This is a genomic window from Streptomyces sp. NPDC052910, from assembly GCF_055585605.1.
Map to the genome: position 1 here is coordinate 72,467 of NZ_JBVJJR010000005.1, position 13,387 is coordinate 85,853.

General features: G+C 73.5%; 10 protein-coding genes. 5 read left to right on the plus strand and 5 right to left on the minus strand.

Annotation, left to right across the window (positions count from 1 at the left end; genetic code table 11):
- Window positions 1-59 precede the first annotated feature (59 nt).
- Together ACZ6X9_RS19530 and ACZ6X9_RS19535 are read left to right on the plus strand one after the other, a co-directional pair.
- Entirely contained in the window at window positions 60-1,280 is a 1,221-nt protein-coding gene (locus ACZ6X9_RS19530; protein ID WP_469779251.1) for an acetyl-CoA C-acetyltransferase, read from the plus strand.
- Window positions 1,281-1,597: 317 nt separating this feature from the next.
- Entirely contained in the window at window positions 1,598-2,443 is an 846-nt protein-coding gene (locus ACZ6X9_RS19535) for a hypothetical protein (RefSeq protein ID WP_469779252.1), read from the plus strand.
- A gap of 79 nt (window positions 2,444-2,522) precedes the next feature.
- Here the strand turns inward: ACZ6X9_RS19535 and ACZ6X9_RS19540 are convergent, their stop codons facing one another.
- Window positions 2,523-2,852, minus strand: coding sequence for a hypothetical protein (locus ACZ6X9_RS19540; RefSeq protein WP_469779253.1), 330 nt, complete (start codon window positions 2,850-2,852; stop codon window positions 2,523-2,525).
- 98 nt (window positions 2,853-2,950) lie between these two features.
- Between ACZ6X9_RS19540 and ACZ6X9_RS19545 the strand changes: the two genes are divergently transcribed.
- Window positions 2,951-3,181, plus strand: coding sequence for a DUF4287 domain-containing protein (locus ACZ6X9_RS19545; RefSeq protein WP_223767193.1), 231 nt, complete (start codon window positions 2,951-2,953; stop codon window positions 3,179-3,181).
- A 113-nt stretch (window positions 3,182-3,294) separates the two neighbouring features.
- On the opposite strand, the gene ACZ6X9_RS19550 is transcribed toward ACZ6X9_RS19545, so the two are convergent.
- The 4 genes from ACZ6X9_RS19550 to ACZ6X9_RS19565 form a co-directional block, all read right to left on the minus strand.
- Window positions 3,295-4,182: a Bax inhibitor-1/YccA family protein gene (locus tag ACZ6X9_RS19550; RefSeq protein ID WP_469779254.1), complete on the minus strand. Its 888-nt coding sequence runs from the start codon at window positions 4,180-4,182 to the stop codon at window positions 3,295-3,297.
- A gap of 224 nt (window positions 4,183-4,406) precedes the next feature.
- A complete protein-coding gene (ccrA, locus tag ACZ6X9_RS19555) occupies window positions 4,407-5,633 on the minus strand; it encodes a crotonyl-CoA carboxylase/reductase (protein ID WP_469779255.1) in 1,227 nt (408 codons plus the stop codon).
- An 80-nt stretch (window positions 5,634-5,713) separates the two neighbouring features.
- The gene (locus ACZ6X9_RS19560; protein ID WP_469779256.1) at window positions 5,714-9,736 is read right to left on the minus strand and encodes a type I polyketide synthase; all 4,023 of its coding nucleotides are present in this window, start codon (window positions 9,734-9,736) and stop codon (window positions 5,714-5,716) included.
- A 247-nt stretch (window positions 9,737-9,983) separates the two neighbouring features.
- Window positions 9,984-10,781 carry a helix-turn-helix transcriptional regulator gene (locus ACZ6X9_RS19565; protein ID WP_469779257.1) on the minus strand — a complete coding sequence of 266 codons (798 nt, stop codon included), beginning with the start codon at window positions 10,779-10,781 and terminating at the stop codon, window positions 9,984-9,986.
- Between the two features lie 359 nt (window positions 10,782-11,140).
- On the opposite strand from ACZ6X9_RS19565, the gene ACZ6X9_RS19570 reads away from it, so the two are divergent.
- Window positions 11,141-11,863, plus strand: coding sequence for a TetR/AcrR family transcriptional regulator (locus ACZ6X9_RS19570; protein WP_469779258.1), 723 nt, complete (start codon window positions 11,141-11,143; stop codon window positions 11,861-11,863).
- 402 nt (window positions 11,864-12,265) lie between these two features.
- Window positions 12,266-13,372 carry a hypothetical protein gene (locus tag ACZ6X9_RS19575; RefSeq protein WP_469779259.1) on the plus strand — a complete coding sequence of 369 codons (1,107 nt, stop codon included), beginning with the start codon at window positions 12,266-12,268 and terminating at the stop codon, window positions 13,370-13,372.
- The last annotated feature ends 15 nt before the right edge of the window (window positions 13,373-13,387 follow it).

The following is a 13,387-nucleotide window of genomic DNA, read 5'->3' on the forward strand; positions in this document are numbered from 1 at the left end:
CCTTACGTGCGGGTAACTTCACCGGAGTCCTGCCTGCCGTCGCGTCGACTGGAGCCCTGATGCCCGAAGCCGTGATCGTCTCAGCCGCCCGTTCCCCCATCGGCCGGGCCTTCAAGGGCTCGCTGAAGGAGCTGCGGCCGGACGACCTGACCGCCACGATCATCCAGGCCGCCCTCGACAAGGTGCCCGGCCTGGACCCGCGCGAGATCGACGACCTGATGCTGGGCTGCGGCCTGCCCGGGGGCGAGCAGGGCCACAACCTCGCCCGGATCGTCGCCGTGCAGATGGGCATGGACCACCTGCCCGCCACCACGATCACCCGTTACTGCGCCTCGTCCCTCCAGACCTCGCGGATGGCCTTCCACGCGATCAAGGCGGGCGAGGGCGACGTCTTCCTCTCGGCGGGCGTCGAGATGGTGTCCCGGTCCGTGAACGGCTCGTCGGACGGCATGCCCGGCACGCACAACCCGCTGTTCGCCGACGCCGAGGCGCGCACCGCGGCCCGTGCGGAGCAGGGCGGCGAGGGCTGGCACGACCCGCGCGAGGACGGCCTCGTCCCCGACGCCTACATCGCGATGGGCCAGACCGCCGAGAACCTCGCCCGCCTCAAGGGCATCACCCGCGAGGAGATGGACGAGTTCGGCGTCCGCTCGCAGAACCTCGCCGAGCAGGCCCTCGCCAACGGCTTCTGGGCGCGCGAGATCACCCCGGTGACCACCCCGGACGGGACGGTCGTCGAGAAGGACGACGGCCCGCGCGCGGGCGTCACCATGGAGGGCGTCAGCGGCCTCAAGCCGTCCTTCCGCCCGGACGGCCTGGTCACGGCCGGCAACTGCTGTCCGCTGAACGACGGCGCCGCCGCGCTGGTGATCATGTCCGACACCAAGGCGCGGGAGCTGGGCCTCACCCCGCTCGCCCGGATCGTCTCCACCGGCGTCTCCGCCCTCTCCCCCGAGATCATGGGCTACGGCCCGGTCGAGGCGAGCCGCCAGGCCCTGAAGCGGGCCGGCATGACCATCGACGACATCGACCTCGTCGAGATCAACGAGGCCTTCGCCGCCCAGGTGATCCCGTCCTACCGCGACCTCGGCGTCGACATCGACAAGCTCAACGTCAACGGCGGCGCCATCGCGGTCGGCCACCCGTTCGGCATGACCGGCGCGCGCATCACCGGCACGCTCATCAACTCACTCCAGTTCCACGACAAGCAGTTCGCGCTGGAGACGATGTGTGTGGGCGGCGGACAGGGCATGGCGATGGTGATCGAGCGGCTGAGCTGAGGCGTAGCGGAGGGTAGGGGTCGCCTGAGGAACGAAGGCGGCACCTGCCCGCAGCGGAGCCGACGCTCGGCGCGATCGTGAGAGGTGTGCGGCTGAGCCGAGCTCTTCCGTGCGGCATCCGGTTCGTGACCCAATCTCCCCCAGGATGTGACCAACGTCCCGGGGGAGATTCGTTTCCGCAGGTCAGATAAGTTGAACTTACTACCTCCGGGCCCTAAGTCCCGCCGGTTTCATGACGTTTTGCACTGGGGACCGGGAACGGCGCGCGCGAAGCTGAGGTAGGAATTCGGGGACCGACAGCAACCGGGAGTACGTCAGTGAGCGCCATGTCCCTTGCCCTGCTGCTGGCCGCCGCCACTGCCACCGCCGCGGGCACCGCCGCCCTGTGGACGACCCGCGGGCTGCGCCGGCAGATCCACGCACTCCGCGCCGATCTGGCCGCGGCCGGCTCCCGGCGCACGGCCGCGGCGGACACGGCGGCCCCGGCGGTCCCGGCCGCGCGGACGGCCCCCGCCGAGGAGACCGGCGTGGTCCTCTCCGACATACGGGCCGCCGTCGCCGACGCGCTCGCGGAGGAGCGCGAGCGGGAGCTCGCCGAGGCCCGGGCGTTCTGGGCCGCGCAGGAGGCCCTCGACCTGAGCGGTGTCGCCGACGCGCCGTCGCTGCTGTCGAACCTGCCGGGCGCCGTGGACGAGACGGCGGCCCCCGAGCTCCTGTACGGCGACGTCCCGCAGGCCCCGTTCCCGTACCTGCCCCGGCAGACCGACGCGGCCGCGGCGGACGAGGCGGAGTCCCCGGAGCTCACCGCCGCCCGCCGCCGGCACCCCTCGCATCCCGACTTCTCCCCCGCCGGCGCGCCGGTGGGCGACCACGAGCGCACCGTCGAGCGGCTGACCGAGCTCGCGGAGGCCGGCGTACCGCTGGCGGACGTCCGTCCCGGCCCGCTCGGCACCCTCGACGTCTACGTCTTCGCCGACGGCACCACCGTCTGCATGACGCCCGGCCACCGGGAGACCGCGGAGAGCCTGGCGCACGCACTGCGCACCGGCGAGGCTCCGGTGCTGCTCGGCGGCTCCGGGGTGGCGGGCGCGTACGCCCTGACCTTCGGCTGTGCCACGGGCAACGTCTACGTCCTGGCGGACCGCGTCATCGCGTCGCTGTGACCTGACCGGGGCGTCCGGCGCCGGAAAGCGCCGAGAAGCTCCGAAAAGCTACGGAGAGCTCCGGGGAAGCCTCGCGGCCTCATTGCAGGCCGCACCGCCGCGCCGCCTCCGTCACCAGTTCCACCGCCTCCGCCACCGCGGCCCCCGGCGCACCGCCGGCGGCCAGCGCCTCGGCCAAGTCGTGGCCGGCGACGGCCACTTGGTCGGCCACGGCGAACATCCCCGCGTCCGGCATCTCGCGCGGCGCGGCGTCCCCGGGCTCCTCCACCCGCTGGGCCCGGGCCGCCAGCTCCCGGGCGAGGGCCAGCGCCTCGGCGGCGGCCCCCCGGCTCAGCCGGGACTGCGGCAGGGCGCGTACGCGGTCGGCGAAGGTGTCCACGGCGGTCAGCAGAGGCGTCACATCATCCACGCCCCGAGACTATGCGGCCGCCACCGACTGTTGCCAATGACTGAACACTCGGGCACGGTGACATGAAGGACCATCATCCGACGCGTCCGGAGGCGCCGATGTCCTACGTCATCTCCGACGAAACCCACCGGAACCTGCTCTCCCGAATCCCCCACTGCACCGGCCGAGAAGTCGCCGACTGGATGCGCACGGTCGACGAAGGCCCCTCCCTGTCCCGGTTCGAGGAGAAGGTGAGCTGGCTGCGCGGAGAACACGGTCTCGCCTATGGCCACGCCAAGGCGATCGTGCACGAGTACGACCTCCGACGGGCCGCGCGCAGGCTCCTGTAGCCGCGGGCGGCCGGTCCGCACCCGCACGACGTCCCGTGGAGACGGGCAGGGCCCGGGAAGCCGATGTCAGTCGGTCTTCCCGGGCCCTGCCCGTCACTCGTGACCCGCGGGGGTCAGTCGTCGCTCATCACCAGGGCGATGACCCGCAGCAGCTCGGTGTAGATCCACACCAGCGACAGCGTCAGACCGAACGCGGCCAGCCACGACTCCTCGCGCGGGGCGCCGTACTGCACGCCGTCCTCGACCTGCTTGAAGTCGAGTGCCAGGAACGCGGCACCGATCAGCACGCCGATGACGCCGACGAGGATGCCCACCGGGCCGGTGCGGAAGCCGAGGCCGTGACCGAACACGGCGAACAGCGTGTTGACGACGCCCAGCAGCAGGAAGCCGATCGCTGCGCCGATCGCGAACCGGTAGAACCTGCGGTTCACGTTGATGATCCGGGCCCGGTACGCGAAGAGCACACCGGCGAACACCGCCACCGTGCCCAGCACCGCCTGCATCGGGGCGCCCTTGGCGACCTCGTTGTAGGCCTGGCTGATGACACCGAGGAACAGACCCTCGAACGCCGCGTAGGCCAGGATCAGCGCCGGGGAGGGCTTGGCCTTGAACGACTGGACGAGGCCCAGCACCATCGCGATCACCGCGGCGCCGAAGCCGAGGCCGACGGGCAGCTTGAGCGCCCACGCCGCGCCGGCGGCGACGATCACCAGGCCCAGCGTGATGGCGGTGCGGCTGACGACGTCGTCCATCGTCATGGCGCCCGGGCGGGCCGGGGCCTGCGGCATCCCCTGCCGGAGATCCGGGGCGCCCTGCGCGTACGGGTTGGTGGGCTGGCCGTACGGGTTGCCCGCATAAGGGTCGGCCGACTGCGCGTACGGGCTGTTCGCGTAGGGGTTCCCCTGCGTCGCGGACCCGGACGGCGGTGCCGCGTTGAAGTTCGCGTAGCCGCCTCCGGGAGTGAACCCCCGTCGCGAGAAGACCGGGTTCCTGCTCCTCATTTCACTCCTCCATGGCCACCCTGCGCGGCCTTGCCGTCAAGGGTAATAGGTAGGCAAAGGAATGGCTCTCGTGCTGTGGGACGATCTTTTGACCTCCACCTCTCCTACCAGAGAACGCGACGGACAAACGACAGGTTCCGCCGGGGACGGCCGAAAGCCGGGCGGCCCGTCCGAAGACGGCCCGCCCGGCCCGTTCGTGCCCGGTTCCCCGCGTCGCGGCCCGGTCAGCCCGCCAGGGCGTTCACCCGGACGGCCATGTTCCCGGACGGGTGCCGGTTCTCGTACATGAGCTGGTGCGCCCGGCCGGTGTCGGCGAAATCACCGGTCCAGGACAGGCACGGGTCGAGTTTCCCGCTCGCGGCGAGTTCGATGACCTGGCGGCACTGGCGGATGTTCGCGAAGTGGGAGCCCTGCAGCCGCTTCTGCCGCATCCAGAGGAATCGCAGGTCGAGGTCGCCGTTGTAACCGCTCGTGCCCCCGCAGATGACGACCATTCCGGCGGTGTCGCACAAATACATCGACGTGGGAATGGTGTTCTGTCCGCTGTGCTCGAGAACGATCCGGGGAGCCCGGCGTTCGCCCAGGATCTCCCAGAACCGGTTGCCGAAGGCGCGGGCGCCCTTCATCCATTTCGCCATGGCGGCGTCGTCCGAGGTGTCGGGAAGCCGTCCCCAGTGGTCGAAGTCGTTGCGGTTGATGAAACCCTCCGCGCCGAGCTCCAGGCAGTGCTTGCCGCGCTCGTCGTCCGAGACCACGGCGACGGGGATGCCGCCGCGGATCCGGGTGATCTGGATCGCCATCGAGCCGAGGCCGCCCGCGCCGCCCCAGATCAGCACCGGGTCGCCGGGTTCCACGGTGTGCGGGGGCCAGCCGCAGAGCTGGCGGTAGGCGGTGGCGCCGGTGAGCAGGAAGCAGGCCGCCTCCTCCCAGGAGAGGCTCTTCGGCTTGGGGTGGCACTGGAAGTCCTTGACCAGGGCGTACTGGGCGAAGGTGCCGTAGTTGGTCTCGTAGCCCCACGCCTTCTGGGTGACCGAGGTCATGGGGTCGGCGCCCAGCCGGATGTCCTCGGCGGTCTCGTCCCAGGTGCAGCCGGAGAGGGTGACCTCGTCGCCGACCTTGACCGAGGTGACGCCCTCGCCCACGGCCCAGACGATGCCGGACCCCTCGGAGCCGCCGATGTGGAAGTCCTCGGGCTCGCCCTTCTTCCGCCGGCCGGCCACCACGTCGTACGGGTAGCCGAGGGAGGCCCACACGTTGTTGTAGTTGATGCCCGCGGCCATGACGTAGACGAGCACCTGGCCGCGGCCGACCTCCGGCACGTCCACGACCTCCATGGCGAAGCCCTGGGACGGCGGCCCGTAGCGCTCCGGACGGATGACCGACGCGTGCATCCGCGCCGGGACCTCGCCCAGGGGCGGCATCTCGCCGATGTCGTACAGGTCCTTGGTCAACTCTTCCTCCACATGGGGTGACTGGCGTCACATGCGTCAAGCGGTACGGGTGGGCGGCCGGGTGCTCCGGGCGGGGGACCTCAGGCGGGGATCTCCGCCGCCAGCTCCCGGGCCAGGGACGCGGTGGTGGTGGCGCGGCCCAGCCGGGCCACGGGGAGGGCGACGCCCAGCTCCCGTTCGAGCCGCTTGCGCAGCTCCGTGGCCATCAGCGAGTCCATGCCGAGCCGGTGGAACGGCTTGTCGACGTCGAGCCGGCCCGCGCGCATCCCCAGCACCGCGGCGACGTGCTCGGCCACCCGGTCGGCGACCGGGCGGTCGGCGGCGGGGGGCCCGGCGGGGGCGGCGGCGGGGGTCTCGGCCGGGGCGGGCGCGGGGGCCGGTGCCGGTGCCGCGGCCACGGGGGCGGAAGCGGCGGGGGCGACGCGTACCGTCGCGGGAGCGGGCTCGGCGGACGCGGAGCCGGGGGTTCCGCTCCCGCTCACCGCCCCCGAGCCGGTGATGCGCAGGCTGCCGCGCAGCTCGATCACGAATCCGCTCGCCGGGTCCGTCAGCCGCAGTTCCCCGGTGAGTTCGACACCCTGGTCCGCCCTGGCCGCCGGGGCCCGCCGCACGCCCGTCTCGTCCGCCCTCGCGTGCTCGGTCGTCACGGTCCCGTCCTCACTCACGTCGCTCACGTGCTCCGGTTTCTCCTTCTCGGCCGCCGCCGACCGTCCGACGGGCATGCCCTTCGCCTCGGCGACGGCCCGGCCTCCGGCGTCGAACAGCACGGTGTCCAGGGCGAGCGCCCCGCCGGCGCCCTCCGTGATCCGGCAGACCGTCCACAGCTCCTCGGTCGCCTCGCCCGTCACCGCGAACCCGGTCAGGTGCGGGGAGAGCAGCGACGGGTCCGGCAGCAGGGCCAGGGCGAGCTGGTAGGCCGACCGGACGAGCTCGGGGTGGACGGGGTGGCCGGGCCGGGGTTCCGTCCCGACGGGCCGGCGCAGCCGGGCGACGGCCTCGCCCTGCCCGAGCCACACCTCCTCCAGGACGGGCCGGAGGGCCCCGGCCGCCGGGACGCGCCGCCGGAAGGCGTCGCCGTCCAGGTGCTCGGGGCAGCGGGCGAGGACGGTGGCGGGCGGCTCGTGCCCGGCGTTCTCCAGGCCGGTGGCGGCGGCGCCCCGGGCGCGCCCGGTCCACCGCGCCGCGCCCTCGGCCCGGCTCTCGACCTCGAACGCCCATTCCCCGTCCGCCGCGCCCGGGGTGACGGTGACCCGCAGCACGGGCGCCGTCCCGGGCGGGACGAGGAGGGCCTCGCCGATGTCGGCGGCGGTGAGCCGGACGTCCTCGGTGCCGGCGGCCCGGGCCACGGCGGTCCGGGCGGCCTCGACGCACTCGGGGCCGTGGACGACGACGGCTCCGCCGTCCGGAGCAGGCGGCGGCAGGAACGGCGTGCCCGGCTCGTCCAGCCGGAACTCGTACGTCCGGGGCAGCGCGTCCAGGTCCTCCACCCAGTGGCTCTCCCGCTGCCAGGGGTAGGCGGGCAGCGGGACGCACCGGCCGCCGCCGTACAGGGCGGTCCAGTCGACGGGCGCCCCCGCCTCGTACACCCGGCCCAGGTGGGCGAGGAGCGTCTCGCGCTCCGGCTGGTCGCGCAGCAGGGAGCCGACGGCGACGCCCGGGAGGCCGGCGGCGGTCAGGGTCTCCTGGACGGCCTTGCACAGCACGGGGTGCGGGCTGATCTCGACGAAGACGGTCTCGCCGGCCTCGGCGGTGGCGAGCACGGCCTCGTGGAAGTGGACGCGGCCCCGGATGTTGCGGGTCCAGTACGCGGCGTCGAGCCCGGAGCCGTCGACGAGCTCGCCGGTGACGGTGGAGCGCATCGGGACCGTACCGGCGCGGGGCGCGAGGTCGCGGAGCTCGTGGGCGAGTTCGTCCAGCAGCGGGTCCATCCGCGAGCAGTGGGAGGCGGCCTCGGCCTTCATGACGCGGCAGAAGACGTCCCGGGCGTCCAGCTCGGCCTTGATCTTCTCGATGCCCTCGACCTCGCCCGCGAGCACGGTGGTGCGGGGGCCGTTGCTGGCGGCGACGGAGACGTCCACGGCGAGTTCGGCGATCAGCCGGCCGGCCTCGTCGGCGGTCAGGGCGGCCACCGACATCGTCCCCTGGCCGGCGACGCGGTCGCGGATGAGCCGGGCGCGGCGGCAGACGACGGCGGCGGCGTCGGCGTGGCTCAGCGCGCCGGCGACGCAGGCGGCGGCGGACTCGCCCATGCTGTGGCCGAGGACGACGTCCGGTTCGACGCCCCAGGCCCGCCAGGTCTCGGCGAGCGACACCTGGACGGCCCACAGGACGGGGTGGACGACGGCGACGGTCTCGTTCACCAGGTCGGTGCCGTCGGTGAGCCGGTCGATGACGGACCAGCCGGTCTCGGCGCGCACGGCCTCGTCGCAGCGGATCAGGGACGCGCTGAACGCCGGGGAGGCGTCCATGAGTTCGCGGGCCATGCCGATCCACTGGGATCCGTGGCCGGAGAAAACGAAGGCGACGCGCGGGCGGCCCGCGTAGCCGGCGTCGGCCGCGTCCTCGGCGGCCTCGCGCAGCCGGGCGGCCAGCGTCCCGTGGTCGTCCGCGACGACGGCGGCCCGGCAGTCGTGGTGGGCGCGGCGGACGGCGGCGGTGTGGCAGAGGTCGGTGAGGGGGGTGTCGCGACCGTCGGTTTCGAGGTGGCCGGCCAGATCCAGCAGGCGCTGCCGCAGGGCCTCGGGGGAGGCGGCGGAGACGGGCAGCAGGTGCGCGGCGCCGCGCTCGGCGCCGGCCGGCCGGGTGGCGGGCCCGGCGTCCGGCCCGGTTTCGGTGAGGACGACGTGCACGTTGGTGCCGGAGACGCCGAACCCGCTGACCCCGGCGGTCAGGGGCCGGTTCGCAGCGGTGAGCGGCACGGCGCCGGCGTGCGGGAGGTCCATTCCGGCGGCGTCCCAGTCGACGGTGGGGGTGCGTTCGGTGACGTGCAGGGTGCGGGGGACGGTGCGGTGCTGGAGGACGAGGACGGTCTTGATCAGACCGAGGACGCCGGCGGCGGCGCCGGTGTGCCCGATGTTGCTCTTGAGCGAGCCGACGAGCAGCGGGGCGCGTCCCGCGCGGTCGCCGCCCAGGACGGTGGCGATAGCGCCGAGTTCGACGGGGTCGCCGGCGCGGGTGCCGGTGCCGTGCGCCTCGACGTAGTCGACGTCGGCGGCCGGGACCCCGGCATGCGCGTAGGCCAGTTCCAGCATCTGCCGCTGGCCGCTGAGCGCCGGGTTGATCATGGTGTCGCTGCCGGCGCCGTCGTTGTTGACGCTCCAGCCGCGGATGACCGCCCGTACGGGGTCGCCGTCGGCGAGCGCGCGGTCCAGCGGCTTGAGGATGACGGCACCGACGCCCTCGCTGAACACGAAGCCGTCGGCGGAGGCGTCGCCGAAGCGGCAGTTGTCGGAAAAGACGTTCGCGTCCACGAAGCCGTGGTTCTCGGTGTTGGTGAGCAGCAGTTGGGAGCCGCCCGCGATGGCCACCGTGGACTCGCCGGTGGCCAGGCTCTGGCAGGCCAGGGCGATGGCGGTCAGCGAGGACGAGCAGGCGGTGTCCACGGAGAGGCCGGGGCCGGTGACGTCCAGGGCGAAGGAGACGCGGCCGGTGGTGGTGGATCGGGAGCCGGCGCCGAGCGAGGCGTGGATGTCCGGGTGGCCGGCGGACTGCTGGAGCTCCCAGTAGTGCACGTTGGTGGTGCCGACCCAGACGCCGGTACGGGTGCCGGCCAGTGTGGAGGTGTCCTGTCCGGCGTCCTCCAGCGCCTCCCAGACGGCCTCCATGAACAGGCGCTGCTGCGGGTCCATGCCCGCCGCCTCGCGGGGGGAGATCCCGAAGAACGCGGCGTCGAAGCGGTCCACGTCGTCCAGCAGCCCGGACCGGACGCGCGCCCCCGGGATCTCGTACGGCCGCCCGAAGCGGGTCGACGGCACGTCACGCACCGTGCAGGTCTCGTCCGTCAGCAGTCGCCAGAACGCGTCCGGGCCGTCGGCGCCGGGGACCCGGCAGCCGATGCCCACGACGGCTATGGGAGCGGGCCGCGCCCCGTCGTATTCGCCCATGGTGTAAGTGACTTCCTCGGTTTCGGATCGATTCCGGGGCCCGCGCGGCCGGTGCCGGCGCGGGTTCGGTCTCCGGCCCTCGGATTCGGTCTCCGACTCCCGGATACGTCACGACTTTCGGCGACGGCGCGAAGGGGTTCAACGGGCCGGTCCGGAAACTGCCGGGCGGCCCACGGGATGTCCTGAATTCCCTGCCGCCGGTGGCAGCTTCCTGCCGCCACGACATACGGATGTCACATGCGCGTGCTTATGCGCGCAACAAACCCGCGCCCGCGGCGTAGAGGCCCGCCTGGAATCGGGAGCGGGCGCCGAGCAACCGCATGATGTCGGCGACGCGGCGGCGGTAGGTACGGACGGAGATGTCGAGTTCGCGGGCGGCCACCTCGTCCGTGTAGCCCTCGCCGAGCATGCGCAGGATGCGGGCGCCGGAGTCGCGGCGCAGGCACTCCTGGAGCCGCTGGTAGCGGGTGAGGGGGGCGGCCCGGTACCAGGCCGTCATCAGGATGTCGTAGAGCGCCCGGACCACGCTGGGCGCCCGGACGAGCGACGCCTCGGCACCGAACACGGTGGCCTCACCGGCCCTGACCAGCGCCACCCGCTGGTCGACGACGGCCGCCGCGTGCCGTACGCCGGCGGCCAGCCGGATCTCCACGCCGTCGAACAGCGTCGTCAGCTCGGCCAGCCGCGCGTCCGCGGCCAGTTCGGGCGGGGCGAGGATCCGTACCCGGGCGTCGTCCGGACGCCGGTCGGCCAGCGCCTTCAGCGCGTCGGTCACCAGCCGCAGGGCGTCGCCGGCGGGCGGGAGGAGCAGGGTCACCGACGTCTCGGCCCGGCGGACCAGACCGATGAGCGCGTCGACGGCGACGGCACGGTCGCCGATGACCGCGAGGCTCGATTCCTCCAGCGCCCGGACCTGTGTGGTCTGCATCACGGATTCGATGAGCGGGCGCATCCGTAAAAGCACTTGGTCGACGTCTTCCGCCGGTATGTCACCACCCGCCCGCGGGCCGTCGGCGGCCTCCCGTTCGCACGGGTCGGGAACCATGTAAAGAGAATTGGGAATACGCATACACGCCCCAGTGAGTTTCTTTGCATCCCGTCCGGTTGGCGGGCTGCGGGCGTGACCGCCGGTAAAGGCGGGAAAGAAACCGGGGAGAGCCGGGAATTCACGGGCCGCCGCCCCGCCGGACGTCCGGACCGCCCGCCTCCCCCGCCTCTTCCCTCCCGGCGATCACAACCCTACCGATCGGTAACGCTACATACCGTAGCGTTCGAGCGTCAACGCGCTGTAGCAGACCGACAGTTGACATTCGGCCAGGCGGCCGGAGCCGCACCCCTACGCCGGGGCTTTCTTGCGCGGTGCGCAAACTTGCGGGGCGCGCACGTTTCTGTATCGTGAGGGGCATGAGCAGCGAGGCCGTGAGGACGACGGCGCGGCGGGAAGCCGCCGGACGGACGGGGACGGGGACGCGGAAGGGGACGAGGACGGCGGACGACCGGGCGGATGCCGGCCCCGCGACCGGACACCACCCCGCGGAGCGACGGAATTCCGGGCTCCGGGAACGGAAGAAGCAGGCCACGCGAACGGCGCTCGGCCTCGCGGCGCTGCGGCTCGCCGCGGAACGCGGCTGGGAGGCTGTCCGGGTGGAGGACATCGCGGCCGAGGCCGGTGTCTCGGCCCGGACGTTCAACAACTACTTCTCCAGCAAGGAGGAGGCCGTCATGGCCTCCGGCACCGAACGGGCCGAACACGTCCGCGAGGCCCTGGCCGCCCGTCCGCCGGAGGAACCGCTGTGGGACGCCCTCACCCACGCCTTCGCCACCGCGCTGGAGGAGCTCTCCGCCGTCGACCCCGGCACGATCCTGCGCGCGCGGCTGGCCCTGACCCACTCGCAACTGGCGGCGGAGCAGGTGCGGTTCGAGGCCGGGATGGCCGCCACCCTGGCCACCGAGATCGCCCGGCGCACCGGCACCGACCCCGAGCACGACCTCTACCCGCTGCTCGCCGCCACGATCGCCTTCACCACCACCCGGCTCACTTTCGAGCACTGGGTGCGCACCGGCTCCCGCACGCCCGTCGCCGAGGCGGTGCGCCGGGAACTGGAGCGCGTGCGCGTGGACCCCTGACCGGCCGGCCCGCCCGTACGCCCCCGGTCTGCCCCGACACCCCCCGGCGCGGAGTACCGGCGTCGGGCGCGCGGCGGGACGGGATGCGCCGGGGGGTGTGAGGGCGTGCGGGATGACGGCGGGGTGACGGGGAGGCGTTGACACACCGGCCGCGCACCGCCGGTGCGGCGGCAGCAGGGCAACGGCCCCGGGCCCGTCGACCGCACCACAGCCGCGCCACAGCCGCACGTCCGCGGCACACCGGCACCACGGCACTTCAGCCCCATGGCACAACACGGCACGCCACCGCACACCACGGCACAGCACCGGATCGCACGGCACCGCACGCCCGGCCGCCCGGCGACACCGCGCGCACCACAGCACGGCACCAGGAGCACGTCACCCGCCCCGAGGGGAACTCCCATGTCCCGTACATCCACTGACACCACCGGCCCCACCGCCCACTCCGACGGCCCTGAGGGCCCTGAGGGCTCCGAGGGCTCCGCCCCCGATCCGACCGGCCCCGCCGATCCGGCCGCCGATCCGGCCGCCGAGGCGGCGGCGGGGTGGCGCAAGGTCCCGGTCCTGATCGTCGGCCTCACCGTCCTGCTCGCCGCCATGCTGACCGCCTTCGCGCTGCCGGCGATCAACTCCGGCCCGCACAAGGTGCCGATCGCGGTCGCCGGGCCCGGACCGGCGGCCGACCGGGTCGCGGACCATCTGGCGGAGGCCCGCCCCGGCGCGTTCCGCGTGACGAAGGTGCCGGACGCGGCCGCCGCCCGGAAGCGGATCGACGACCGGGACGCCTACGGCGCGGTGGTCCTCGGCGCGGCACCGGGCGACAAGCCCGAGGTACTGGTCGCCACCACGGCCGGACCGTCCGTCGCCGCCGCCCTGCGCGCCCTCGCACCGGCCCTCGACCCGTCCGCGCCGCGCCCCTCCGTGGCCGTGCACGACCTGCACCCGCCGACGGCGGACGACCCCAACGCGGCCGGACTCGCCGCCGGCGCCCTGCCGTTGGTACTGGGCGGCTACCTGGCGACCGTCGCCATCGTGATGCTGCTCCGCCGGCCGGCCCAGCGGGCCGCGACCTCCCTCGGCTTCTCGGTCCTCGCCGGTTTCACCCTCAGCGCCCTGCTCCAGTACGGGTTCGGGGTCACGGACGGGGACTACGCGCTGATCGCCCTGGCCGTCACCTTCAACACCGCCGCCACCTCCGTCACCATCATGGGCCTCCACTCGCTGCTCGGCGGGCCCGGTCTCGGCCTGGGCGCCGCCATGATGATCTTCCTCGGCAACCCGCTGTCCGGTCTGGCCTCCGGCCCGGAGTGGCTGCCCTCCGGCTGGGGCACGTTCGGCCAGTTCCTGCCGCCGGGCGCCGGCGGCACACTGCTGCGGTCGACCGCTTTCTTCGACGGAGCGGGGTGCGGGAGGGCACTGGTCGTGTTGTCCTGCTGGCTGATCGGCGGGCTCGCCCTCTTCGCTGTGGGGTCGCGGCGGGCGACGGCGGTGCGGGTGCGGGCTTCCTGAGCCCCGGACTCACCC